The organism is Dermacoccus barathri (assembly GCF_015070805.1).
Classification (GTDB): domain Bacteria; phylum Actinomycetota; class Actinomycetes; order Actinomycetales; family Dermatophilaceae; genus Dermacoccus; species Dermacoccus abyssi.
The window spans coordinates 437,380-461,228 of record NZ_JADCTK010000003.1 but is presented as its reverse complement, the minus strand read 5'-3'; the positions used below and the strand labels follow the sequence as shown (position 1 = coordinate 461,228).

21 protein-coding genes, 2 tRNA genes and 1 other RNA gene are annotated in these 23,849 nt (G+C 68.7%); 12 read left to right on the top strand and 12 right to left on the bottom strand.

Annotation, left to right across the window (positions count from 1 at the left end; all coding sequences use genetic code 11):
• Nucleotides 1-146: 146 nt before the first annotated feature.
• The 3 genes from IM689_RS07895 (at nt 147) to IM689_RS07885 (ending at nt 2,361) form a co-directional block, all read left to right on the top strand.
• Nucleotides 147-1,223, top strand: coding sequence for an ABC transporter permease (locus IM689_RS07895; protein ID WP_193643544.1), 1,077 nt, complete (start codon nt 147-149; stop codon nt 1,221-1,223).
• Nucleotides 1,220-1,909: an ABC transporter ATP-binding protein gene (locus IM689_RS07890; protein ID WP_193643543.1), complete on the top strand. Its 690-nt coding sequence runs from the start codon at nt 1,220-1,222 to the stop codon at nt 1,907-1,909. The genes IM689_RS07895 and IM689_RS07890 overlap by 4 nt, the downstream gene beginning before the upstream one ends.
• Nucleotides 1,910-2,037: 128 nt before the next feature.
• Complete coding sequence (locus IM689_RS07885) at nt 2,038-2,361, top strand: ASCH domain-containing protein (RefSeq protein ID WP_118914321.1); 324 nt, start codon at nt 2,038-2,040, stop codon at nt 2,359-2,361.
• Between the two features lie 4 nt (nt 2,362-2,365).
• Here the strand turns inward: IM689_RS07885 and IM689_RS07880 are convergent, their stop codons facing one another.
• The 6 genes from IM689_RS07880 to IM689_RS07855 form a co-directional block, all read right to left on the bottom strand.
• Nucleotides 2,366-4,153: an FUSC family protein gene (locus IM689_RS07880; protein WP_193643542.1), complete on the bottom strand. Its 1,788-nt coding sequence runs from the start codon at nt 4,151-4,153 to the stop codon at nt 2,366-2,368.
• A gap of 118 nt (nt 4,154-4,271) precedes the next feature.
• Nucleotides 4,272-4,799: a PadR family transcriptional regulator gene (locus IM689_RS07875; RefSeq protein WP_047312535.1), complete on the bottom strand. Its 528-nt coding sequence runs from the start codon at nt 4,797-4,799 to the stop codon at nt 4,272-4,274.
• A 10-nt stretch (nt 4,800-4,809) separates the two neighbouring features.
• Complete coding sequence (locus IM689_RS07870) at nt 4,810-7,467, bottom strand: ABC transporter permease (RefSeq protein WP_193643541.1); 2,658 nt, start codon at nt 7,465-7,467, stop codon at nt 4,810-4,812.
• Nucleotide 7,468: 1 nt separating this feature from the next.
• The gene (locus IM689_RS07865; RefSeq protein ID WP_193643540.1) at nt 7,469-7,774 is read right to left on the bottom strand and encodes a hypothetical protein; all 306 of its coding nucleotides are present in this window, start codon (nt 7,772-7,774) and stop codon (nt 7,469-7,471) included.
• Complete coding sequence (locus IM689_RS07860; protein WP_193643539.1) at nt 7,771-8,493, bottom strand: ABC transporter ATP-binding protein; 723 nt, start codon at nt 8,491-8,493, stop codon at nt 7,771-7,773. Before IM689_RS07860 ends, IM689_RS07865 begins: the two co-directional genes overlap by 4 nt.
• Nucleotides 8,494-8,706: 213 nt before the next feature.
• The gene (locus IM689_RS07855; RefSeq protein WP_193643538.1) at nt 8,707-9,684 is read right to left on the bottom strand and encodes an NAD(P)H-quinone oxidoreductase; all 978 of its coding nucleotides are present in this window, start codon (nt 9,682-9,684) and stop codon (nt 8,707-8,709) included.
• Nucleotides 9,685-9,785: 101 nt separating this feature from the next.
• Here IM689_RS07855 and IM689_RS07850 point away from each other — a divergent pair, with 101 nt between their 5' ends.
• Nucleotides 9,786-10,295 carry a ferritin gene (locus IM689_RS07850; protein WP_047312532.1) on the top strand — a complete coding sequence of 170 codons (510 nt, stop codon included), beginning with the start codon at nt 9,786-9,788 and terminating at the stop codon, nt 10,293-10,295.
• Nucleotides 10,296-10,379: 84 nt separating this feature from the next.
• Here IM689_RS07850 and IM689_RS07845 read toward each other — a convergent pair whose 3' ends face one another.
• The 4 genes from IM689_RS07845 to IM689_RS07830 all read right to left on the bottom strand — a co-directional run bounded on the left by IM689_RS07845 (nt 10,380) and on the right by IM689_RS07830 (nt 12,882).
• Nucleotides 10,380-10,961 carry a TetR/AcrR family transcriptional regulator gene (locus IM689_RS07845; protein ID WP_193643537.1) on the bottom strand — a complete coding sequence of 194 codons (582 nt, stop codon included), beginning with the start codon at nt 10,959-10,961 and terminating at the stop codon, nt 10,380-10,382.
• A gap of 944 nt (nt 10,962-11,905) precedes the next feature.
• Nucleotides 11,906-11,995: transfer RNA gene (locus IM689_RS07840), tRNA-Ser, on the bottom strand.
• A gap of 81 nt (nt 11,996-12,076) precedes the next feature.
• Complete coding sequence (locus tag IM689_RS07835) at nt 12,077-12,592, bottom strand: LytR C-terminal domain-containing protein (RefSeq protein WP_193643536.1); 516 nt, start codon at nt 12,590-12,592, stop codon at nt 12,077-12,079.
• Nucleotides 12,589-12,882: a type II toxin-antitoxin system VapB family antitoxin gene (locus IM689_RS07830; protein ID WP_047312530.1), complete on the bottom strand. Its 294-nt coding sequence runs from the start codon at nt 12,880-12,882 to the stop codon at nt 12,589-12,591. The genes IM689_RS07835 and IM689_RS07830 overlap by 4 nt, the downstream gene beginning before the upstream one ends.
• A gap of 61 nt (nt 12,883-12,943) precedes the next feature.
• Here IM689_RS07830 and IM689_RS07825 point away from each other — a divergent pair, with 61 nt between their 5' ends.
• Complete coding sequence (locus IM689_RS07825; RefSeq protein WP_193643535.1) at nt 12,944-14,488, top strand: helicase HerA-like domain-containing protein; 1,545 nt, start codon at nt 12,944-12,946, stop codon at nt 14,486-14,488.
• A 92-nt stretch (nt 14,489-14,580) separates the two neighbouring features.
• On the opposite strand, the gene IM689_RS07820 is transcribed toward IM689_RS07825, so the two are convergent.
• Entirely contained in the window at nt 14,581-15,387 is an 807-nt protein-coding gene (locus IM689_RS07820) for a LytR C-terminal domain-containing protein (RefSeq protein WP_165357913.1), read from the bottom strand.
• Nucleotides 15,388-15,533: 146 nt separating this feature from the next.
• On the opposite strand from IM689_RS07820, the gene IM689_RS07815 reads away from it, so the two are divergent.
• Nucleotides 15,534-15,623 (top strand) — tRNA-Ser (locus IM689_RS07815).
• A gap of 107 nt (nt 15,624-15,730) precedes the next feature.
• Complete coding sequence (locus tag IM689_RS07810) at nt 15,731-17,068, top strand: MFS transporter (protein ID WP_193643534.1); 1,338 nt, start codon at nt 15,731-15,733, stop codon at nt 17,066-17,068.
• 69 nt (nt 17,069-17,137) lie between these two features.
• Here IM689_RS07810 and ffs read toward each other — a convergent pair.
• Nucleotides 17,138-17,232: signal recognition particle sRNA small type (gene ffs, locus IM689_RS07805), an RNA gene on the bottom strand.
• Nucleotides 17,233-17,366: 134 nt separating this feature from the next.
• On the opposite strand from ffs, the gene IM689_RS07800 reads away from it, so the two are divergent.
• From IM689_RS07800 to IM689_RS07780, 5 genes are all read left to right on the top strand, one after another.
• Complete coding sequence (locus IM689_RS07800; RefSeq protein WP_227484588.1) at nt 17,367-20,291, top strand: DNA polymerase III subunit gamma and tau; 2,925 nt, start codon at nt 17,367-17,369, stop codon at nt 20,289-20,291.
• Between the two features lie 201 nt (nt 20,292-20,492).
• A complete protein-coding gene (locus IM689_RS07795) occupies nt 20,493-20,972 on the top strand; it encodes a hypothetical protein (RefSeq protein WP_193643533.1) in 480 nt (159 codons plus the stop codon).
• Nucleotides 20,973-20,983: 11 nt separating this feature from the next.
• Nucleotides 20,984-21,580: a recombination mediator RecR gene (gene recR, locus IM689_RS07790; protein ID WP_047312527.1), complete on the top strand. Its 597-nt coding sequence runs from the start codon at nt 20,984-20,986 to the stop codon at nt 21,578-21,580.
• A 155-nt stretch (nt 21,581-21,735) separates the two neighbouring features.
• A complete protein-coding gene (locus tag IM689_RS07785; RefSeq protein WP_193643532.1) occupies nt 21,736-22,476 on the top strand; it encodes an MBL fold metallo-hydrolase in 741 nt (246 codons plus the stop codon).
• A gap of 74 nt (nt 22,477-22,550) precedes the next feature.
• Nucleotides 22,551-23,816, top strand: coding sequence for an aspartate kinase (locus IM689_RS07780; protein ID WP_118914340.1), 1,266 nt, complete (start codon nt 22,551-22,553; stop codon nt 23,814-23,816).
• The last annotated feature ends 33 nt before the right edge of the window (nt 23,817-23,849 follow it).

Genomic DNA, 23,849 nt, shown 5'->3' with positions numbered 1-23,849 from the left:
CGTCCCTTCATTCTGCCTTGGCAAGGCGCGCGGCGGTATCAACCAAACGGTTGAGGTGGGCCTCGCCGAGCGGTCGATGTGTGCGCGCGGGAACGGCGATGGAATGGAGGCATTCACTCCCGCACCTCTTGTTCGGAAAGGCTGAGATGTTTCTCGGATCCCGCGACCTGCTCCACGCCAAGGGCAGGTTCGCGCTCATCGGCGGCGTAGTCGCTCTCATCACGCTGCTCGTCGTCATGCTGACGGGGCTCGCGGCGGGCCTCGGGCGTGAGAGCGTTGCCGCCGTCTCGACGATGCCGGATCGCGGCGTCTCCCAGATCGCCTTCTCGCAGCCGGCCCAGGGGCAGAAGGTCGGCTTCGACTCCTCTCGCGTCGCGTCGTCCGCGGTGAAGGACGCGGCCGACCAGCCCGGCGTCACGGAGGCGACGTCACTGGCGATCGCGCAGAGCCGCGTCAGCGTCGACGGTGTCCGCTCGGCCGTCACGGTCTTCGTCGTCGAGGACGGATCGTTCGCCGCGCCGTCGGGCGTTCGTCCCGGCTCGGTCGTCGTCGGTTCGGGCCTCGGCAAGGACGCGAACGTCGCGGCCGGTGACTCGATCACGTTCGGCGACAAGTCCGTTCGCGTTCAGGCGGTGAGCGACGACGCGTCCTACCAGCACGTTCCCGTCGTCTGGATGACACAGGCCGACGCCAAGGCTGCGGGCGTCCAGACCGCGGGCGGCACCTCGCTCGCCCTGCTGAAGACCGACGGTTCGTTCGATGCTGCAGCGTTCGAGAAGCAGAGCGACCTCGTGGCGATGACACCGAACGATTCCCTGTCCACCATCTCCGCCTACCAGGCCGAGAACGGTTCGCTCACTCTCATGCGCGTCATGCTCATGCTCGTCTCGGCCCTCGTCGTCGGAGCGTTCTTCACGATCTGGACCATCCAGCGCACGAAGGACCTAGCCGTGCTCAAGGCGATCGGTGCCCGCACGAGCTACCTCGTGCGTGACGCCCTCGGCCAGGCCGCGATTCTCCTCCTCATCGGCGGTGGCCTGGGCACGCTCATCGCGACCGTCGGCGGGTTGCTCGCCCGAGACGTCGTCCCCTTCGTCGTCAGCCCGACGACGACCCTCGTCCCCCTCGTCCTTCTCATGGTTCTCGGTCTGCTCGGCGCGCTCGTCAGCCTGCGCCGCATCGCGACCGTCGACCCCAACTCAGCGCTAGGAGCTGCACGATGAGCCTCATCGTCGATGACGCCGTTCTCACCTTCCCCGACGGCGCCGGCCGCATCACCGCGGTCGACCACGTCAGCCTCAGCGTCGGACCCGGCGAGTTCGCCGCCGTCACCGGCCCGTCCGGTTCGGGTAAGTCGTCGCTCCTCGCCGTGGCGGGTCTGCTGCAGACGCCGGACTCGGGCAGCGTCGCGATCGGCGGCCGTGTCGTCTCGGGCCTGTCGCGCAAGGACGCTGCCGCGGTGCGCCTGTCGTCGATCGGCTTCGTCTTCCAGCAGAGCAACCTCATCGCGTCGCTCACCGCCGCGGAACAACTCGAAGCCGTGGCCCGCCTCGACGGGCGCAAGGGCAAGGCCGTCCAGGATCGCGCGATGGAACTGCTCGAGGCAGTCGACCTCAAGGACGCCGCGAGCCGTCGTCCGGCGCAGCTGTCGGGCGGTCAGCGTCAGCGCGTGGGTATCGCCCGGGCGCTCATGAACTCACCCGAGCTGCTCCTCGTCGACGAACCGACGTCGGCGCTCGACTCCGAGCGCAGCTCCGCCGTCATGCGCCTCATCGGCGACGTGACGCGTGACTCCGGCGTCGCGACGCTCATGGTGACGCACGACCTGCCGACGCTCACCGCCGTCGACTCCGTGTACGAGATGGTCGACGGTCGGCTGAGCCGCTCCGAGCGGGCCGAGGCCGCCTGACGTACCACGAGTTCACAGGCGCACCGTACGCGCGGGAAGCGATCGTCGCTTCTCGCGCGTTCGTGCATCGGTCGGGAACACGTCGGGATCTCGCCCACCTCGTGGGCGCCGAGTGCCATCCTGGCGGCATGCAGCAGGTCGACTTCGCCGAGGGATACTTCGACGCCGTGAGCGTCGGCACGAAGGCCACCACCGTGCGATGGAAGGAGAACATCGCACCCGGCGCTGCCCGGTTCGCCTTCGGTGCTCGCAGTCTTCGTGGCCGGGTCGAGTCGGTCACGAGCCACGCGGCAGCGACCCTCACGGCCGAGCAGGCGGACGCTCCGCCCGGCACCGACATGCGGGAGTTCGTGGAAGCTCTGCGACGTAACTACTACGCCGAGATGCCGGACGACGCGGTGGTCGAGGTCGTACGGTTCGTCGTCGAGAGGGACGACGAGAACTCCGGGTAGTGCGTCAGCTGCGGCGCGCGAGCCCGACCGCGAGCACCTCGTCGAGGCCGGTGGCCACCGTGGTGGAGTCGACGACCTGCGTCGAGATCGGCGGCAGATCGTGGATGAGGCGCGTGAGGCGGGCGCTCATCGCTTCGGCGTCGAGCAGCTTGAGTGGGTCCGCGGTCCAGCACGCGGCGAGCGTCACGTAGGACGTGGAGTTGAGGCTGGCCTCCACCTCCTCCCAGGTTCCGAGGGTGTGCGGCAGATCGGTGGCCGCCATCGCGAGCACGTGGTCGGCCTCGAGCTGTTCGAAGACGAGATCCCGCCGGGCGGCGACGCCCCGGTCCGAATCCTGCTGGCCGTCGGCCATGAGCACGAGCACGCGCTGAAGCGCTCGCAGCGAGCGGCGGAACTGCCTGCGCACCAAACGGATCGGCAGACGTCGCGCGAACGCCCACAAGATGACGACACAGATGGCGCACGAGAGCGCCGTCTCGAAGACGCGGTCGAGCATCAACTCGGTCGTTGGTGCGTGCGACGAGCCGACGGAGGCCACGAGCAACGCCATCGGTGTGATGAACATCGAACCGAGCGCGTAGTTGCTCACGACCGACCACTGCAGGAGGAAGACGCACACGAGCGCGATGACGATGACCCACCAGTCGGTCGGTCCGGCCAGACTGACGAGGAAGAACAGGCCGACGCCGACGACGGTGCCGACGAAGCGGTGGCCGGCGCGGTGCGTCAGCGAGAGTCGGTCACCGTTGAGGGAGACGAGCAGCGCCGTTGTCATGACGGCCCAGTACGGGTGTGAGACGCCGAGGGCGTACGCGATGACGCAGGTGGCGAGCACCGCGAGCGCGGCCCGGCGCGCGATGAGCGAGGGCAGGGAAGAGCGGGACAGCCCCCACTCGAGCAGGTAACGCCGCGGCGGACGCCCGAGGTAGCGCGCCTGGAGCATCGTCGGGACGGCGATGTCGGCGTCGGGCAGGCGGGTGGCGGCGGTGCGTTGGACGACGCCGATGTGCATCTTGCGCACCTGCGCCGTGAGATCACGCAGGTGCGGGTTGCGGTTGCGGCGCCCTGCGGCGAACGCGACGGCCCACGCGGCGTTGAAGATCGAGCCGTATGCGGCGTCGCGCAGGCGGCCCGTCTCGACGAAGTCGCCGTCGGGGTCGGTGGCGAAGTATTCGTCGCACGCCTCTTGCGCATCCTCGACGGCTTCGTCCTCGGGCGTGTGCCGGAACGGCCACTGCAGCGCGAGGCTGAGTGTGCTCGACATCACGGCGCCCAGGGACGCGGCGAGTACGAACGTCGAACCGGCCACGCCTGTCGTGGGCAGGTAGGTGCCGATGGCCGGGCCGATCGTGAGGAACACCGGCCCGGGCGGGTCGCCGACGAGCGCGTGGTAGAGCAACACACTGACGCCGGCAATCGCCGTCAGGGCGAGGGTGGTGAGAAGCGCGTTGCCCGCGACGCTCACGCCGATGGTCAGGGCGAGGGCGTAGGCGAGTGTCATCGAGGCGAGGATCGTGACGCGATGGCGCCACGTGCGTCGCACGCTGACGGTGCACAGGAACGTTCCGGTGAGGCCGAGCAAACCCATCTTCGGACCGAAGATCAGCGACAGCGTGAGCACGGTGAGGGTCACGCAGGTCGTGATGTGCGCAGCCACCTTCCAGCGTCCCGGAGAGGGCTTCACCTCGACGAAGGTGTGTAGCTCGTCGGCCACGCGCCTCTTCGTCACGCCACGGCGTCGCGCGACGCGCCGCACCTCGGGCGGGACGAGGAGCATGGTCAGCCGGGACATGACTCCTATTTTGTCGGCCCGGCGCCGTGCACGGCCACCGAGCGTGCGCCGGATACCGAACACACGAACGCGGGCCCGGTGTGACCCGGACCCGCGCACGGTGTGGTTCGCGCAGGGGTCAGCTGCGCGCCAGTCGCTCCTCGACGTAATCGAGCCAGCGCAGTTCGGCCTCGTCGGCGAAGATGAGCGACTCGAGGACGAGCTCGTCGGCGCCCACACCAGGCGGGGTCTCACCGAACGACCGGCGCGGTTTCGAGCGGTTGAGTTCGCGCAGGTGCGTCAACGTCGCCGCCCGTTGCGCCGAGACGATAGCCCGAACGTCGACGCCCGGCATCGTCACGGCGAGGGCCAACTTGATGGCCAGTTCGTTGCGGGGCGTGACGTCCCGCGGCACCGCCTGATCCCACCAGCCGAGCACCTCGGCGCGGCCGGCGTCGGTGAGCCGGTAGGGGATGCGCCCGTCGGCGTCCGGCGTACCGGCGCCCTCGACGAGACCGTCGCGCTCGAGGCGCCCCAACGTCGTGTAGACCTGACCGATGTTCAGCGGCCACTGACCGCCGGTGCGAGCCTCGAACTCGGCCTTGAGCTGGGCGCCGTACATCGGCTGGGAGTCGAGAAGGGCGAGAAGACTGTTACGAACACTCATGACAGCCTCCTCATGCTTCGCGGCGGGTCAGCGGCGGCGTGCGCCGGGCGAACGTCATCGAGATCGCCGCGGCGAGCAGGGGCACGCCGACGAGCAGGATGAGCAGCAGCCACCAGGGAACCACATAGGTTCCGGGGACGCTCGTGGCGCCGGTCTCGGTGTAAGCCGTTCCGGTGGCGTCCCGCGCCAGGATGAGGCCAGGCACGAGACCGATGGCGATGCCGACCACACTGCCGATGAATCCGATCGCCGCGGCGTGGGCGCCGACGATGCGGCGTCGCATCCCCAGCGGTGCTCCGACCGTGGCGAGCGTGGCCGCGTCGGCGCGTGACTCGGCATCGTTGAGCAGGGTCGAGATGACCGTTGTGATGATGACGAGCAGTGCGGCGAGCGCCGTCAGCGCGAGCAGAATCTGACTCATGGGGCTCGAGTAGCCGCGCTCGACATAGAGATCCAGGCCGAACGGGGCTGCAGCTTTGAGCTGCGCTTCCATCCGCGTGTCGATACCTCCTGCCGGCGCGACGTTCAGGGCATAGATCTCCGTCGGCACCTCGTGCTTCTCGGCGGTCGAACGCAACATGATCGCCGTCGTGCCACGGTCGGTCTTCATCGTGTCGTTGATCCGCTTCTCGGGAATCGGGGCCGCCTCGAGCGAAACCGGCGTGCACGAGCTGGTCTTGGTTCGGCCGGTGTCGCTCCACTCGGCCACGAAGCGCTTCAGCGTGATGGTGTGGGGGCCCTGACGGGCCGGAGTCAGGATCTTCGCCGAGACCGAGCTCTTGGCCCCTGTCGAGAGCAGTACCCCGCCGCTCTCAAGGACCGAGCGCTGTGTCTCGCTCAGACCGAGGCGGTCCATGCCGCTGGCGTCGATGTACGTGGTCTCCAGCGACGCCGAGTCGAGGTAATCACCGGCCGTGGGACAACTCTCGGCGAAGCCGATGAATTTCTCCCCGTTGTCCCTGTTCACCCACAGGGGGACGATCGGCGACGCGATGCGGCGTGCCGCGGCCAGGCCTGCGTCGACCTCCGCTTGCGTGCGGGGTTGTGTGCCGATGCCGCTGTAGTTCGTGAACTGTCCGGTCCCCATCGGGATGCTCGGCGTGTACGTGGCGCGCTCGTGCGCGTCAACGCTGGACGCGAGGACGGTGACGCCGGTGCACACGGCCACCGTGGCCAGCACGGCACCCACGGACGCGGTGGCCCGTGTGCGCTGACGGCTGACGTCACGCACGGCGATGCGTGCCGTGAGGGGAAGGTGCCCCGCCAGTTTGCCGGCGGCCATGAGAACGTACGGCACGGCGAGGACGGCGCCGCCGAAGAACAGTGGCACGCCGACGTAGGCGAGGAGCGTCTGCTGAGAGGTGTCGTCATTGTCGAGCGTGACGGCCCGGTAGAGGCACAGCGTCCCGATGACGACACCGATGACGCCGACGACCGGCAGGCGTCGCTTGACCGTGCGCGACGAGACCTGGCCGCGCAGAGCCGCGAGAAGGTTGGTGCGGCCGGCTGCCATCGCCGGTGCGAATGCCGCGACGAGCGAGGCGAACGTCGCGACGGCGACGATCGCGAGCATCCAGCTGACGCGGATGTCGATCGGTGGAGTGATGCCGTAGAAGCGGACCCGGATGAAGTGACCGGCAGCGGCGCCCAGCGCGGTGCCGAGCAGCGTGGCCACCACGGCCGTCAGGGCGCCGAGGAGCATCGCCTCGGCCATGACCATGCGGCGCAACATGCCGCGCGTACCACCGTTGGCGGCGACGAGCCCGAGCGTGCGGCGTTGACGCGTGGCACTCGCAGCGAAGGCGGGAGCGGCGAGCAGCGCCGTCACGGCGACGAACGCCATCGTGCCGACGGCAATGCCGAGAGCCATACCGGGGTCGGTGGCCGTGGGTGCGACTTCTTCCTCGATGGCGGTACCCGGTGCGCTCACGGTGAGGCCGTACTTCTGCCACGACCGAGCTTCTGAAGAACTCCACGCCCGGGAGTCGGAGACGAGGAAGCTCACGTTCGTCGGACGAACGCCCTCGGGTGCCGGCCCGACGACGGCGACGCCGGGCACTCCGGCGCTGGTCACCCCGACCACTGTCACGGGGCTGGCGCTACCGTCGTGCACGCGCATGCCCAGCGGGCCGCTGGTGGGCAGGCCGATGATCCGTCCGTAGTCGGTGATGACGACCTCACCCGGCCGCTGGGGAGCCCGCCCCTCCTTGATCCTGAACTGCTGGCGCAGGATGGGGCTGGTGAGGTCGGTGAGCACCACCGAGCCTCTCGTGGCCGTGAAACCTGACCCGTTCGGTACCGGCGAGAAGACGCCGTACTCCTCGCTGAGGCCGATGGCAGGCGCGTCGGCCTGGCGCGAGATCTCGGTTGCAGTGGGGGGCTCGGCCTGCGTGACTTTGCGACCCGAGGCCGGGAAGGCCGTGATCGCCCGCGCGCCGGATGCCTGCTCGTCGTTGACCGTCACGACGGCACTGACCCCCCGGGAGCGCATCGCGGCGTCCTCGTCGGGCGAGATGTCCACCGTGGCGATGGCCGTGAGTCCCGCGGCCATGACGACGACGGGCAGGAAGATGAGCAGTGCGGCGAGAGCGGAGCGGCCCTTGTAGCGCTTGAGGTCGCGTAAGGCGAGACGGAGGGGTAGGCGCCAACCGCTGAGGGGAGCAGACATGTCAGCCCTCCTTGCGGGTGGCGGCCCGGGCCGCCATGACGAGAGCGCCGGCGGCGGACGCAGCGAGCACGATCTGAGCGCTCGTGGAATCGAAAAGCACACCGTCGAGGTAGGCCGTGTCCTCGGCCGTCGCCGCCGACGGCGTGCCGTGGGTCGGTGCCCACGTGCTCACGGCGACGGGCCCGGCAGGCTCGGCGTGGGCGGGCTCGGCGCTCGCGGTAGCGACCTGGGCGCCGGCGCCCATCAGGGTGAGCAGCAGCGATGCGGCGGCGATGCGGCGGGCCGGGACGCGGGAGGACTTCGTCATGACGTCACCTGCTCGCTCGTCTCGGCGCCCTCCGGGAGGTCGCCCACGACGTCGACGACGGCACCGTCACGCAGGTTGACGATGCGGTCGGCCCACGAGGCGTGACGCGAGTCGTGGGTGACGAGCAGAACGGCAGCGCCAGCGTCACAGCGGTCACGCAGCACCATGAGCACCTCTTCGCCGGTGACGGAGTCGAGGGCACCGGTCGGCTCGTCGGCGAGCACGAGGCTGCGGTCGCCGACGAGCGACCGAGCGATCGCGACGCGCTGCTGCTGGCCGCCCGAAATCTCCTCGGGGTAGCGGTCGGCGAGATCCTCGAGGCCGACCGACGCGAGCGCAGCGATGCCGGCCTTGCGGGCGTCGCGGGTGCTGAGGCCGTCGAGTTCGAGAGGCAGGGCGGCGTTCTCGGCGGCGGTCAGTGCCGGGACGAGGTTGAGGTCCTGGAAGACGAATCCGACGCGCGTACGGCGAAGCGCCGCCATCTCCCGCTGCGGCAGCCCGACGATCGAGGTGCCGCCGACGAGTACGTCACCGGAGGTCGGAGCGTCGAGGCCCCCGGCCATGTTGAGCAGCGTCGACTTGCCCGAGCCCGACGGCCCCATGACGGCGACGAGCTCGCCCGGGTAGAGCGCGAGGTCGACCTCGCGCAGAGCATGGACGTCACCGGCCGGTGACGTGTGGGTCTTGCTGACGTGTCGCAACTCGAGTGTCGGTTTCATCTTCGTTCCCTCCGTGAGGATCGGTCCGGTTCGCCGTTCCCTCCCCGAGACGACGAATTGGATTTGCTCCCGTTCCGTCCGCGCATACGCAGTATGTATACCCGGTATGGAGATGTATACCGGGTATGTCGATGAGGGCGCAAGGGCGACACGCACGAGCCCACGGCGAGCAATGCGCTCGTCGTGGGCTCGGTCAACGGAGTGGCTGTGCGATCAGACGGTGAGGATCACCTTGCCAATGTGCTGCGACGCCGCGAGCTCGCGGTGGGCGTCGGCCGCCCGGGTGAGGGGGTAGGTGGCGTGCACGATCGGACGCACCGCGCCGGATTCGAGGAGCGGCCAGACGTTTTCGCGCACGTGCGCGACGATGGCGGCCTTTTCCTCGCGCGGGCGTGAGCGCAGACCCGTCGCGGTGATCTGCGCACGCTTGGCGAGCAGCTTCGACAGGTCGAGTTCGGCCTTCGTCCCGCCCTGCATGCCGATGACGACGAGCCGCCCGCTTGGCGCGAGAGCCGCGATGTTGCGTTCGAGGTACTTGGCTCCGACGACATCGAGGATGACGTTCGCACCGCCTTCGGCGTCCATCGCGTCGACGAAGTCGTCCTCGCGATAGTTGATGAGAATGTCTGCTCCGAGCGCCTTGCAGGCGGCGAGCTTCTCCGCCGAGCCGGCCGTCACGGCGACGCGGGCGCCGGACGCCTTGGCGAGCTGGATGGCCATCGTGCCGATGCCACTGCTGCCGCCGTGGACGAGGACGAGTTCGCCGGGTTGGAGGTCGGCCGTGAGGAAGACGTTCGACCAGACGGTGGAGGCAACCTCCGGGAGCGCTGCTGCGGTGACGAGGTCAATGCCGTGGGGGACCGGCAGGATCTGGCCGACCGGGGCCACGACGTACTCGGCGTAACCGCCTCCGGCAAGGAGCGCGCAGACCTCGTCGCCGACCTTCCACCCCAGCGTGTCGGTTCCGACGGCCTCGATCGTGCCGGAGACCTCGAGCCCCGGAAGCTCCGATTCGCCGGGCGGCGGCGGATAGAAACCCTGACGCTGCATGAGGTCCGCGCGGTTGACGCCTGCAGCCGCGACGCGGATGAGCACCTCGTCGCCGGCGAGGTCTGCGGGGCTGGGCGTGTCGACGTCGGCGGGAGTGAGGACGCTCTCGTCACCGAACTCGGGCAGCGTGATAGCGAGCATGTTTCGAGCCTATGTGACGAAGCTCCGCGCGGGACGGGGCGGTTGGTCAGGCTTGCCTCGTCTCACCTGCGCCACGCCGAATGAAGTGGCACGATGCAGATATGAAGCTCAGCGCAGATCTCGAAAAGGCATTCAACGACCAGATCACCCTCGAGTTCGAGGCCTCGATCGTCTACCGCCAGCTCGCCATCGAGCTCGACGCTATGGACCTCCCGGGCATGGCTGCGTGGCTGCGGCACCAGGCGGACGAGGAGATCGTCCACGCCAACAAGTTCATCGACCACTTGCTCGACCGCGACAACCACCCGAAGATCGGCTCCCAGATGGCTCCGAGCGTCGAGGTTTCGACCGTGCTCGACGCCTTCGAAGCGGCCTACGCGCACGAGAAGAAGGTCTCGGAATCGATCCGCGAGCTGTACCGCTCCGCCGATTCCGAGGGTGACCTCGACTCGCGTCCGCTGCTCAACTGGTTCCTCACCGAGCAGATCGAGGAAGAGGCGACGGTCAGCGAGATCGTCGGTCGCGTCGAACTCATCAAGGACGACGGCCCCGGCCTCCTGCGCCTCGACGAGGAGCTCGGCCAGCGCCCCACGCGTTCGACCGAGGGCTGATTCGAGGCTCCTCCGGACGCAGAAAGCGGCCGGTACCTGCTCATCCGAGCGGGTACCGGCCGCTTTTCACGTGCCGGAGAGGCGTCAGGCCGTGGCAGCCACGTGCACGCGGGGAAGCGTGCGCGCCTGATCGATGAGGTGGTGCTCGACGGTGTCGAGCGCTGCAGCCGTGCGGGCTGCGCGTGCCACGGTCGTGGCACCGTTGAGGGCGCAGAGGGCGAGGGTGGCGAAGGAGCGGGCAGCCTCGGGCTCGACGCCACACTCGCGGAGGCCGTCGCTCAGGGTGTCGACGAACGTGGCGAAGACCACGGCGCATCGGTCGAGCTGTTCGGTGTTCTCCGCTGCGACGGTGACGGCGGTGGCGGCGCAACCCACTCCGAATTCGCCGTCGAGAACGTACGCGCGGTAGCCGTCGAGCACCGAACGAACGAACTGCTCGGGGTTGGCGCGGCGGATGGAGCCGATCTTCTCGACGAAGGCCTCTGCGTTTGCATCGAGAGCAGCAAGGACGAGTTCCTGCTTTCCCCCGGGGAAGTGGTGGTAGATCGAGCCGCGCGGGGTGCCCGTTGCCTGGGTGACCTCCGCGAACGAGGTGGATTGGAGGCCGCGTCGCGACAACAGGTCGCAAGCGCCCACGATCATGCGCTGACGCACGTTCTTGGCCATGAAACATCCTCCTGTGGGGCTTGCAGTGCGGTCGTGCCGCCTGCGAGCGATCATGCTGACTGGTGGTCCCACGCCGAGTGCCGTTGGCATGGCACACGATACGCGAATATTTGGACGGTCGTCCGAATCCCTGTTGGGTCCTGGGCCCTGGTCGAACAATGGGTGGCAGCCCGATCGCAAGGCTCTGAAGAAACCAGATGGTTGATTGTTGGTCAATATACCGGACGCCCCCGGGTTGGCGGGCGGAAGAGAGTACAGTGACTTCTTGCTGAGATCGCCCGGATGCGCTGCGAAACGGGTTCCGTTTCGCGGAGTTGGAAAATCGTCCAACTGTGGTGAGGTGGCCCGTTTTGCCCGTCACGTCGGGGGATTGTCGGCCCCGAGTGCGCGCAAAGCGGCGTGACGGGACCTTGGTCCCCACTTTTCGATCTGGTGGAAATGAGGGGCACTTTGGGGTGTGTGGCCCCTCCCTATGGGTGGAGGGTGCGTCCTCAGTGGCTGGAGTGGGCTTCATCGGTCCGTCGAGTGGTCCGATCGACAGGCGGTGGGCCTTCTCCCCCGTGCTTCATCAGATACGAATGGACCCCCACCCAGGGCGACTTCGTCGCTGGTCCTGGGCGGGGGTCCATTCGTATCTGGCGGTGGCGGTGGGAGCCGTCGTGACGCGCGGGGCTCGCTGTCGCTCGCTCGCGCGTCACTCCTCCCAAATCCCCCGTGCTTCATCAGATACGAATGGACCCCCACCCAGGGCGACTTCGTCGCTGGTCCTGGGCGGGGGTCCATTCGTATCTGGCGGTGGCGGTGGGAGCCGTCGTGACGCGCGGGGCTCGCTGTCGCTCGCTCGCGCGTCACTCCTCCCAAATCCCCCGTGCTTCATCAGATACGAATGGACCCCCACCCAGGGCGACTTCGTCGCTGGTCCTGGGCGGGGGTCCATTCGTATCTGGCGGTGGCGGTGGGATTTGAACCCACGGTGGAGTCACCCCCACACACGCTTTCGAGGCGTGCTCCTTAGGCCGCTCGGACACGCCACCGCCAGAAAGATTACAACAGTGGGTCACTGAGTCAAAAACGGGATGACCGGGGCGTGAGGAATGTCGTAAGCCGGCTGCTGATCAGGAGCAGCTGGGTGAGGCGGACGGCTTCTCCGCGGCCTTCTCGAGCGTCGGGAACTGCGGGCCGACGACAACATCGACACCAGCGCCGTCGCGCCCGTCCTGGACGAGCTTCGCGCCCGGGACGCGTGGCTCGACGTACTTCTTGGCGTTCTGGGCTCCGCCCGGACCGAACCGAATCTCGCCCACGTTGGGAATCTTCTTCTTGTATGGGTCGTTGCTCACCGTGCCGACATTGAAATCGTACGTGCGCAAGGCGTCGGCGGCGTCACCGGCAGCGCCCTTCGGCCCGCCCGCGTTGTAGACGTTGACGGGGAACGTGGCCTGAGGCGGCAGCGATGTCGTCGTGCCGCTGGGGCACTCGCCGGCCTTCGGCTTGCTCGGCTGGGACATGAACGTGGCGGCGAAGACGACGGAGCCGATGACCAGGAGGGCGCAGAGCGTCAGGATCGCCAACGAGCGCCGCTCGCGCCGACGGCGGGCACGCTCGAGACCGTTGTCGCGGACGTAGCTCACAGCGAAAGCACCCTGGCGTGGAACGTGGAACGCTGCTGCAACGCGGCGCGCAGGGCGCGGTGCAGGCCGTCCTCGAGGTACAGCTCGCCGCTGTAGGCGACGACGTGCGCGAAGATGTCCCCGTAGAAGGTCGAATCCTGCGAAAGCAGGGCCGAGAGATCGAGCGTGGCGCGGGTGGTCGTCAGATCTGCGAGGCGGACGACACGCGGCGTGATCGGCGACCAGTCCTTGGGCGTCACGAGGCCGTGGTCGGGGTAGGGGCGCGAGTCGCCGACGGCCTTGAAGATCACGGGCTCATTTTATGCGCGTCGTCTACTGCGCGTGCACACACGCGCCGGATATTGTCGCCGCGTGAGCGAAAACAATCAGCTTGAAGCCATCCGCACGGGTTACGCCTTCGAGGGCGGCTCGCTCGACCTCGGGGCTGCCGTCGACGCCGGCACTGCAGCACCAGACGTCCAGGTGCGTCTGCCGCTCGCGATGATGAACCGTCACGGACTCATCGCGGGAGCCACCGGTACCGGTAAGACCAAGACCCTCCAGCTCATGGCCGAGCAGCTCGCCACGAACGGCGTACCCGTCTTCATGGCCGACATCAAGGGCGACCTCTCGGGTCTGGCCGAGCCAGGCGAGTCGAACGACAAGGTCGCGCAGCGTGCGTCCGACGTGGGTCAGACGTGGGAGGCGAAAGGCCTCGAGGTCGAGTACCTCGCGCTGGGCGGTCAGGGCAAGGGTGTTCCCGTGCGCGCCACCGTCACATCGTTCGGCCCGACGCTGCTGTCGAAGGTGCTGGGCCTCAACTCGACCCAGGAGTCGAGCCTCGGGCTGATCTTCCACTATGCCGACAGCCAGGGTCTCGCGCTGCTCGACCTCAAGGATCTGCGCGCCGTCATCACTCACCTCACGTCCGACGAGGGGAAGGCCGATCTCAAGGAACTGGGCGGTCTCTCGTCGGCCACGGCCGGAGTCATCCTGCGCAATCTCATCGCTTTCGCCGACGGCGGCGCCGAGGCGTTCTTCGGTGAGCCGGAGTTCGAGACCTCGGACCTGCTGCGTACTGGCGCTGACGGTCGCGGCATCATCACCTGCCTCGAACTGCCGAGCGTCCAGGAGCAGCCGACGCTGTTCTCCACGTTCCTCATGTGGATGCTCGCCGACCTGTTCCAGGAGCTCCCGGAAGCCGGCGACCTCGACAAGCCGAAGCTCGTCTTCTTCTTCGACGAGGCGCACCTGCTCTTCGACGAGGCGAGCAAGGCGTTCGTCGACCAGATCGAGCAGACCGTTCGTCTCATCCGCTCCAAGGGCGTCGGTGTCTTCTTCGTCACGCAGACCCCGAAGGATGTCCCCGCCGGCGTTCTCGGTCAGCTCGGTAACCGGGTGCAGCACGCGCTGCGCGCGTTCACGCCGGACGATCAGAAGGCGCTCAACGCCACCGTACGTACCTTCCCGAAGAGTGGGTACGACCTCGAGGAGCTCCTCACGACGCTCGGCACCGGCGAGGCCGTCGTCACGGTGCTCTCCGAGAAGGGCGCCCCGACGCCGGTCGCGTGGACCCGCATGCTCGCACCGACGTCGAAGATGGCCCCGGCGAGCGAGGAGACGATGGATCGCGTCATCGGCGCCTCCGCCCTCGCCTCGAAGTACTCCGAGGCCGTCGACCGCGAATCCGCGTACGAGCGTCTTCAGAACAAGTTCGCCCAGGCTCCCGCCGAGAGCGACAACGCCGAGGAAAAGCCCAAAGCCGCTCCGAAGGAAGCAGCGAAGCCGAAGGAGGAGCCCGGCATGGTGAGCCAGGTCGTGCGCTCCAGCGCGTTCAAGTCGTTCATGCGCTCCGCAGGCACACAGATCGGCCGAGAGATCACCCGCAGCCTGTTCGGCACGGGCCGCCGTCGCTGACGCGTCTTCCCCACGGACGAAGCGGGCCGCGCCTTAGGGGGTGCGACCCGCTTCGTCCGTTGAACCGTCGAGGTGAGGCGTGAACGGCGACCTCAGCAGCTCGGTGTCGGTGAGGAGCCCGGAGCCTTCGTCGCCTGTGAGAGCGGGGCCACCTTGCCGCCTTTGAGCCACTTCGACCCGAGGTAGAGGCGCACGTCGCGACCCGTCATGCTGACGTTCGCCTTCTCGTCCTGCAGAAGTCGCGAGCCGGGGATGCTCATCTGGACTCGCTGGGCGTCGGGCAGGCCCTCCTCGTCGTAGACGATGACGGCCGTGTCGTCTGGGTAGTAGGCGCGATCGTTGGCCTTCGCCTCGCTGTGGAAGCCCTGCTTGGCCAGCTGGTTGCTCACCGTCGCAGCGAGTCCGCTCTGGAAGGTCGTGTTGAACACGGCCACCTTGACGTCCTTGATGGGGCGCGGCGGCTGCGGCGTCAGCGTGAAGTCGTTGCCGATGACGACGTCGACCGTCGGGTCGGCCCGTTCGTCCTGGTACAGGTTGGCGTGCGGGATCTGAGTGGCCAGGTTGAGGGCGATCGTGCGCCCGGACTTGCCGTACCGGATCTCCGCGTACTTCGGTGTCGGCCGGTCGTCGGCGAGCGGGTCGTTCGCCACCTCGAGGAGGTTGAGTCCTCGCCATCCGAGGCGCCTGGCGACTGTGGCCGCCTCACCCTTGGAGTCGCTCGCGTTGTACACGTTGGCGTACATCGTCGGCCAGGCGACGGTGCGAGACGGCTTCGGGTTGCCGGCCGGGCAGGTGGGCGCAGCCTTCTTCTTCGGCTCTTCCTTGCTGCTGCAGGCCCCCAACGTCACCGTGAGCGCCATGGCGAGGCAGGCGGCGCCCGCAGCGCGGTAACGAGGCATCGGCAGGCTCCTGATCGACCTTGGAGGGGCGGGTGTCATCGCACGCGCGATGCGTCGTCAGTCTACCGGCCCCAGGAGCGCTTCCCCGGGTGCGCCACGGCCGCACGATTGGGAGTTGAACGCAGGTTTGCAGTAAGGTTTCCGGCGGAGGATTCGCATAGTGGCCTAGTGCGCACGATTGGAAATCGTGTTGGGGATGAAACCCCTCATGGGTTCAAATCCCATATCCTCCGCCACACAGCGATAAGGCCCCGAGACTTCAGCGTCTCGGGGCCTTCGCGTGTCTTGGGGCGACGTGGGAGCCGGGTGTCGCCTGAGGTCGCGGGGCTGGCACCATTGGTCGGTGCCCTCCGCTTCGATGTTCCGCGACTTGCCACGCCCCGCGAAGTGGATGCTCACCAGTCTCGTGTTCGACTTCGTCGGCACCGGCCTCATCATGCCGTTCGCCGTCGTCTACCTCCACGAGGTGCGTGACTTCTCACTCCAGACGGCAGGTGTTCTCCTCGCGCTACCCGCCATCGTCGGGTTGCTCGCTGTCGGACCGGGCGGTGTGCTCATCGACCGCTTCGGTGCGCGCCGCGTCGTCATCGCCGCGGTGTCGCTCGAGATCGTGGCGCAGTTGCTCATGGCCAACGCGCTCACCGTGCCCGTGGCTGCGACGTCGCTCGTCTGCTCCGGTTTGGCTACAGGCGTCATCTTCCCGGCGGTGCAGGCGATGGTCGCCACCGTCATGCCCACCCACCAACGTCAGCACTACTTCGGGCTCAGCTTCACGCTGCTCAACCTCGGGCTCGGCATCGGCGGGATGCTGGGCGGCGCCGTCGTCGACGTGGAGCGCCCCGGGACGTTCGAGCGCATCTACTACATCGACGCGGTCACGTTCCTCATTCCGCTGATGCTCTACCTCGGCCCGCTGCGGCGCTACGGCGGCCCGGTGGCGCACGGCGCTTCGTCGGGCGACGACGGCGCGATGCCGGTCAGCGGCGGGTACCGACTCGTGCTGCGCGACCCGGCGATGCGGCTGCTCGTCGTGCTCGGGTTCGTCACGGCGTTCATCGGTTACGCCCAGTTCGGCGTCGGGTTCCAGGCGTTCTCGCGGACGGTCGCGCACATCTCCACCCAGGTGCTCGGGTGGGCGTACGCCGCCAACACGGCCGTCATCGTCGTGGCGCAGCTGTTCGTGCTTAAGTTCGTCGCCGGACGCCGACGCACCCGCGCCCTGCTCGTCATGTGTGTGCTGTGGGCGATCTCGTGGAGCGTGCTCGGCGTTGCCGGCCTGGCGGGGGAGTCGAACGTCGTACTCGCCTCGGTGCTCGTGTGCGTCTCGGCCGCGATCTTCGGCGTCGGTGAGACCTTCCTGCAGCCGACGCTCCCCGCGATGGTCAACGACCTCGCCCCCGACCACCTGCGCGGCCGCTACAACTCGGCCTCTGCCGGTGCCTTCCACATCGCGGAGATCGTCGGTCCGCCGTTCGCCGGCCTGCTCATCGGGCACGCACTCGCCGGGTGGTACGCCGTCGCGCTCGTCGCGGGATGCGCCGTGGCTGCGTGGGTGACGATCGTCGTCGAGCGACACCTGTCGCCGAAGGTCAACGGCGTCGGCGTGAGCGCGCCGGAAGAGATCGACGTCGAGGGCGAGATGGCGCTCGAGGTGCAGCGCGCGAAGCTCTCGACGGAGTGACGTTCGGCGTTGCCGTAGTGCGATGGCCAGGGCGGCGTGTGCGCTCGCGCGGGGAGTCTGCCGGGGCATGTAAGCGCCCCCCACGTACCTGGAAGAGCTCTCCTACCCTTGCTGCATTCCTGCCCTGGGGGAGTTCGGAGAGGTACCACCACGTGGGGGGCTTGCTCGTACTCTACCGGGCACCCGGCGGCGTCCGCGAATCGCATTCCCCGCCCCGATGATGAGCGGTCGCCGCGGCCCCTGTGCCCGCATGTCCAGGAAACATCGGGTTGTCGGTGGCCACTACTAGGCTGACGCCATGACAACGGCCCTCTACCGCCGCTACCGCCCCGAGACGTTCGCCGACGTCATCGGCCAGGAGCACGTCACCGAACCGCTGATGCAGGCGCTGCGCACCGGGCGGGTCAATCACGCCTACCTGTTCTCCGGCCCACGCGGGTGCGGAAAGACGACGTCCGCGCGCATCCTCGCGCGCTGCCTCAACTGTGAGCAGGGCCCCACGCCCACGCCGTGCGGCGTGTGCGATTCGTGTGTGGCGCTGGCGCGCGGAGGTGCGGGTTCGGTCGATGTCATCGAAATCGACGCCGCGTCGCACGGTGGTGTCGACGACGCGCGTGACCTGCGTGAGCGCGCGTCGTTCGGTCCGGCGAGCAGCCGTTTCAAGATCTACATCATCGACGAGGCGCACATGGTGACGCCGCAGGGGTTCAACGCCCTGCTCAAGATCGTCGAGGAACCGCCGGAGCACGTGAAGTTCGTCTTCGCGACGACGGAGCCGGAGAAGGTCATCGGCACCATCCGTTCGCGTACGCACCACTACCCGTTTCGGCTCGTGCCACCGAAGAAGCTCACCGACTACATGGAGCAGCTTCTCGACGCCGAGGGTGTGGCCACGGAGCCGGGCGTGCTGTCGTTCGTCACCCGCGCGGGCGGCGGTTCGGTGCGTGACTCGTTGTCGGTGCTCGACCAGCTCATCGCGGGCTCCGGGCCCGAGGGCCTCACGTACTCGGGCGCAGCGGGCCTCCTCGGGTTCACCGACGACGAGCTGCTCGACGGCATCATCGAAGCCTTCGCGGCGGGCGATTCCGCGGCCGTGTTCCGTCAGATCGACCGCGTCATCGAGTCGGGTGCCGACCCGCGCCGGTTCGTCGAGGATCTTCTCGAGCGTCTGCGTGACCTCATCGTCGTGCGGGCCGTCGCCGAGGGGGCGGGCGCCGTTCTGCGTGCCGTTCCGGAGGACCAACTCGAGCGGATGCGCAGCCAGGCAGCATCCTTCGGCGACGGCGCGCTCTCGCGGGCGGCCGACGTCATCAACGCGGGGCTGAGCGAGATGACGGGTGCCACCTCGCCGCGTCTGCAGCTCGAACTCATGTGTGCGCGCGTTCTGTTGCCGGGCATCGCGGGGCTCGACGGTTACGCGGCGCGCCTCGACCGCATGGAACGACGCCTCGACATGGGCGAACTGCCGCCGCGCTCGCCGGCCGGCCCGGTGCAGCACGCGCCGGCTGTTTCGCCCGGTGGCCCGGCTCCTGTGCGTCCGCCGAGTGGCGCGGTGTCCCAGGCCCCGTCGGCTGCGCCGAGCGAAGGGCCGCGCGCTCAAGCCGACCAGGCCGATCGGAGTGCTGCGTCGCGTGACGACGGTGCGCGCGGTTCGGGCGACGAACGCGGGGGTGAGGCCGAGCGTCAGGGCCAGCGGGCCCAGGCCGCTGCGCGCGACGACGAGGCCGCGGGTGCTCCGTCGGGCCCGAGCGGCGGTGTCGACGAGACCGAGCGCGAGCAGGTGCAGCGTCAGTTCGAGCAGTCCCAGCGGGCCGGTGGCCCGGGGTGGCAGGGCGAACAGGCGCAGCAGGCATCGCAGTCCCAGCAGTCGCAGGCGCCGCAGCAGCCGACGTCGGCATCCGGCGGCGGGCGCGGTGGCATGTCCACCGACGACATCCGTCGCGCATGGCCGGACGTACTCGATCGCATCTTCCGCATCAAGCGCGTCACGTGGACACTGCTGAGCCAGAACGCGCAGGTGCTCGAGTTCGACGGCGCTCGCCTCGTGCTCGGAGCGTCGAGCAGTGGCCTTGCGGCCACCATGTCGCGCGGGCAGCACCCCGAGGTCGTGCGTCAGGCCCTCATCGAGGCCATCGGTGTCGACGTCACGGTCGAAGCGCGCGCGATGAACGGCGGTGCGCCACAGGCGCAACCGCAGAGTGAGCAGCCCGCCGAGCCGTGGCAGTCGCCGTCACAGGGCGGGGGCTCGCAGGCACAGCGGGGGGCCGCCCAGTGGAACTCGCCGTCGGCGGGCTCCGACCAGGGCGGCCAGTGGAACTCCCCTTCGAAGGGCGAGCAATGGATTTCGCCGAGCGACGGCGCTCAGGCACGTGGGCAGCAGCCTGCTCCGGCCGAGCCGCCCTCGAGCGCCCCGGCGCAGTCGCAGGGCAAACCCGGCGGTTGGCGCGAACGGACGGGCTACCAGGGTTCGGGCACGACAGGTCACGTTCCTGTCGATCCCGCGCAGGCCGGTGACCCGCCCGCGCACGGCACACCGCGTGAGGCGGCCACGCCGTCACAGGACGCCGGTCTCGCCACGGCGGCCGCGCGCAGCAGCGCGTGGGGCTCCGACTCCGACGGCGACTGGTCCTCGCAGGCCGCGCCCGCACCGGACTGGGCAACCGGTAACGACGGGCCGGCGCAGCCGTCATCGACTGCCTCTGCCACGCCCTCACCGGCGCCCGAGGTCGACGCGGGCCCCGCTGACGCCGACGAGCCGACTCCTGACTGGATGGAGGAGGAGCCCGAAACCGACGTCGAGGCGGTCTACGACCCGCTGCCACCCAAGTCGGAGCTCGGGGCCGGAGCCGCGCAGGAGACTGCTGGCGGCGAACCCTCCGGTGACTCGGCGTCCGACGAGGCGACCCCCGACGGTCAGGCGGCTGCCGCAGCCGACCCTCAGGCCGCCGGGCACCTCGCGTCTCCCACGCCCCAGCCCACGCAGGGCGCGGTCGACGACGGACGAACTCTCACGCCGCGTCAGCGCGCTGAGAAGGCAGCCCGGGAGGCAGCGCAGAAGCAGGAGGATGCGCGTCGCGTCAACGGCGGCTCGGCGTACGACGACACGTCGGCGAGCATCGACGACGAAGACATCGAGAACTCCGATGCGGTCGGCCTGCCCGTCATCAAGTCGGTGCTCGGCGGCACGGTCATCAAGGAGGAAGGCCCCGACCAGGGCTCCTGATGATGAGGTCCGGGCGGCTCGGCACGCGGTTGATCGGAAGTCGGCGCAATCGTTCGCGCCGAACTGACCCGGTGGGGGGGCAGAACCGATGCTCTGCTGCGCGACCGGGATGACGGCGGCGGCCCGCACGCGTGCTTTCCCAAAGCGGCTTTCACGTTCACGCTCGAGTGCGACCTCCCCGCGCCGGAGGCGTGGAGCCGTGTGGCCGACAGCGAACGTCACGGTGTGGCGGTGCCGTTCACGAACGTGAGCGGCCCGAAACCTGAGAACCTGCGCGTCGGTTCGCGGCTCGTGGCACGAACGGCGCTCGGTCCGTGCGGCTTCGACGACGTCATGATCGTGCGCGCCGCCGAACCCGGGCGCCTGCTCGTGTTCGAGAAGGTCGGCCGAGTCATCGGGAGAGTGGTCGACGTCCGTTTCACGCCGCTTCCCGCCCTTACCGATGCCCGCGGCATGACCCGTCCGGTTTCCACGGGCGGTGTTCGCCCGGACGCTCCGAGCGCTGACGGCGGGAACGAGCTCACCCGCGTCGAGTGGCGGCAGACGATCGCTGTGCCGTGGCTGCGAGGTCCGCTCACCCCGCTCGGCACGTTCGCGGCCACCCTGGCTTCCCCTCTCGCACGGCGGGGTTACGAGCGCGTCGTCGCGCGGGTGCTCACGGGTGTCGGTGGCGGCGCGTAACCTTTCTCCTTGTGTACGAAGGCGTTGTTCAAGACCTCATCGACGAGCTCGGTCGTCTGCCCGGCGTCGGCCCGAAGTCGGCTCAGCGCATCGCGTTCCACCTGCTCGAGGCCGACGAGGACGACGTGCGGCGCCTCGCCGAGGTGCTGTTACGCGTCAAGGAGACGGTGCACTTCTGCGAGATCTGCTTCAACGTGGCCGAGAGCAACCTGTGCCGCGTGTGCGCTGATCCGCAGCGCGACACGACGATGATCTGCGTCGTCGAGGAGAGCAAGGACGTCGTCGCCATCGAGCGCACCCGAGAGTTCCGTGGGCGTTACCACGTGCTCGGCGGCGCACTGAACCCGATCGAAGGCATCGGGCCGGGCGACCTCCACGTCACCGAACTCATGGCGCGACTCGGCGACAGCACGCTCACCGAGATCATCATCGCGACCAACCCGAACCACACCGGCGAAGCGACGGCGAGCTACCTCGCGCGCCAGATCGGGCCCATGGGCATCAAGGTGAGCAGGCTCGCGTCCGGCCTGCCGGTCGGCGGCGACCTCGAGTACGCCGACGAGGTGACGCTCGGCCGCGCTTTCGAGGGCCGACGCGTCTTCGCCTGACGTTCCCCGAACCCTTCCGTTCGCGGACTTCCGCCGAGGCCGCCATCCGCCTCTCGAGCGACCGATCGCTTACGCCCCTTGACGCATCGTGAACTCGTAGGTTGAGTTCAGGCGCGTCCGATCGGAGTGACGCATCGCGCACCCCGGGGGTCGTCGTGGAACAAGTTGCCGACGGTATGTGGCTGGGGCGCGGTACCGACGTCAACTGGATGCTCGTACGCGACGGCTCCGATCTCACCCTCGTCGACGCCGGGTACCCCGCAGACATCGCGCGCCTCGAAGCGGACCTCCGCAGCATCGGCCACGACCTCGGCGACATCGGTGCCGTCCTCGTCACGCACGCGCACATCGACCACATCGGTGGACTCCAGGGCTTGTTGAGCCGGCACGACGTTCCCGTCCTCATGGCCGCGCAGGAGCTACCGCTGGCTACCGGCGAGCAGGAGAAACCCGGCTCGCGCTCGGAGCTCATGCGGATGGCGTGGCGCCCCAACGTCGCCATGTGGCTGGGGCGTGTCATGCGAAGCGGCGCGCTCCACGACGAACCCCTGCGGGGAGCACAGACGTGGAGTGACGCCGGTCCGCTCGACCTTCCCGGACGGCCGGTGCCCGTCGCGTCACCGGGTCACACGCCGGGTCACACGGCGTACTTCTTCCCCGAACACGGCGTCCTCGCGACGGGTGACGCCCTCGTCACGGCGCACCCGCTCACCGCGGCGCACACCCCGCACCTCCTGCCGTCGGTCTTCAACGCCTCCGACGCCGGAGCTCTGGCCGCGCTGGACGCCCTCGCAGCCGTAGACGCGGACGTCATCGTCCCGGGCCACGGCGACGTGTGGCGCGGCCCGATCGCCCGTGCCGTCGACCCGGCCCGTTCCGTACCAACCAGCATCTGAGCGTCGAAAAAACGCGCGGGGCGCCATCACTACACTCGAAAGCGCCCGAAGCAGTCGACCCCCGGAGCAGCACTGTGAGCCTCGTCGTCCAGAAGTACGGCGGTTCGTCTTTGGCGGACGCCGAGAGCATCAAGCGCGTCGCCCGCCGCATCGTCGACACGAAGAAGGCCGGCAACGACGTCGTCGTGGTCGTCTCGGCCATGGGTGACACGACGGACGAACTGCTCGACCTCGCCGCCGAGGTCAGCCCGGCCCCGCCGAGCCGCGAGATGGACATGCTCCTCACCGCCGGCGAGCGGATGTCGATGGCGCTCGTGTCGATGGCCATTTCCAACCTCGGCCACAGCGCACGCAGCTACACCGGTAGCCAGGCCGGCGTCATCACCGACGCGCAGCATGGCAAGGCCCGCATCATCGACGTCACGCCGGGCCGCATCACCGAGGCCATCGGCGAGGGCCACATCGTCATCGTCGCGGGCTTCCAGGGCGTCAGCCAGGCCACGAACGAGATCACCACCCTCGGCCGTGGCGGCTCCGACACCACCGCCGTCGCGCTCGCCGCCGGCATCAAGGCCGACGTGTGCGAGATCTACACGGACGTCGACGGCATCTTCACCGCCGACCCGCGCATCGTGCCGACGGCCCACAAGATCGACCGCATCACCAACGAGGAGATGCAGGAACTCGCCGCGTCCGGCGCGAAGGTGCTCATGCTCCGCTGCGTCGAGTACGCCCGCCGCTTCGACCTTCCCATCCACGTGCGCAGCTCGTTCAGTCATCACGAGGGCACGTGGGTCGTGAACCAGAAAGAAGGAGACTCCGTGGAAGACCCGATCATCGCCGGTGTGGCTCACGATCGCAGCGAAGGCAAGATCACGATCGTCGGCATCCCGGACAGCCCCGGCCGCGCCGCCGCCGTGTTCAAGGCGATCGCCGGTGTCGGCATCAACGTCGACATGATCGTCCAGAACGTCTCGGCCGGCACGGAGAAGAAGACCGACATCTCCTTCACGGTGCCCAAGGAGGACGCCGGGCGCGGCGTCGAGGTGCTCAAGGCGATGCAGGACGAGCTCGGTTTCGAGCAGCTGCAGTACGACGACCAGGTCGGCAAGCTCTCGCTCGTCGGCTCCGGCATGCGCAGCAACCCGGGCGTCTCGGCCACGCTGTTCCAGTCGCTCGCCGACGCCGGCATCAACATCGAGATGATCTCCACGTCCGAGATCCGCGTTTCCGTCGTCACGAGTGACGATGAACTGGACGAGGCCGTGCGCGTCGTCCACAGCGCCTTCGGCCTCGACGCCGACGGCGAAGCGGTCGTCTACGGCGGCACCGGCCGCTGAGGCGCCCACCCCAAGACTTGTGTGAGGGCGCGT

Coding starts and splice junctions, on each gene's coding strand:
- IM689_RS07870 (WP_193643541.1), bottom strand. CDS start 7,467: ATGTCTGCTCCCCTCAGCGGTTGGCGCCTACCCCTCCGTCTCGCCTTA.
- IM689_RS07880 (WP_193643542.1), bottom strand. CDS start 4,153: ATGTCCCGGCTGACCATGCTCCTCGTCCCGCCCGAGGTGCGGCGCGTC.
- IM689_RS07860 (WP_193643539.1), bottom strand. CDS start 8,493: ATGAAACCGACACTCGAGTTGCGACACGTCAGCAAGACCCACACGTCA.
- IM689_RS07890 (WP_193643543.1), top strand. CDS start 1,220: ATGAGCCTCATCGTCGATGACGCCGTTCTCACCTTCCCCGACGGCGCC.
- IM689_RS07800 (WP_227484588.1), top strand. CDS start 17,367: ATGACAACGGCCCTCTACCGCCGCTACCGCCCCGAGACGTTCGCCGAC.
- IM689_RS07865 (WP_193643540.1), bottom strand. CDS start 7,774: ATGACGAAGTCCTCCCGCGTCCCGGCCCGCCGCATCGCCGCCGCATCG.
- IM689_RS07885 (WP_118914321.1), top strand. CDS start 2,038: ATGCAGCAGGTCGACTTCGCCGAGGGATACTTCGACGCCGTGAGCGTC.
- IM689_RS07895 (WP_193643544.1), top strand. CDS start 147: ATGTTTCTCGGATCCCGCGACCTGCTCCACGCCAAGGGCAGGTTCGCG.
- IM689_RS07855 (WP_193643538.1), bottom strand. CDS start 9,684: ATGCTCGCTATCACGCTGCCCGAGTTCGGTGACGAGAGCGTCCTCACT.
- IM689_RS07845 (WP_193643537.1), bottom strand. CDS start 10,961: ATGGCCAAGAACGTGCGTCAGCGCATGATCGTGGGCGCTTGCGACCTG.
- IM689_RS07820 (WP_165357913.1), bottom strand. CDS start 15,387: ATGCCTCGTTACCGCGCTGCGGGCGCCGCCTGCCTCGCCATGGCGCTC.
- IM689_RS07850 (WP_047312532.1), top strand. CDS start 9,786: ATGAAGCTCAGCGCAGATCTCGAAAAGGCATTCAACGACCAGATCACC.
- IM689_RS07875 (WP_047312535.1), bottom strand. CDS start 4,799: ATGAGTGTTCGTAACAGTCTTCTCGCCCTTCTCGACTCCCAGCCGATG.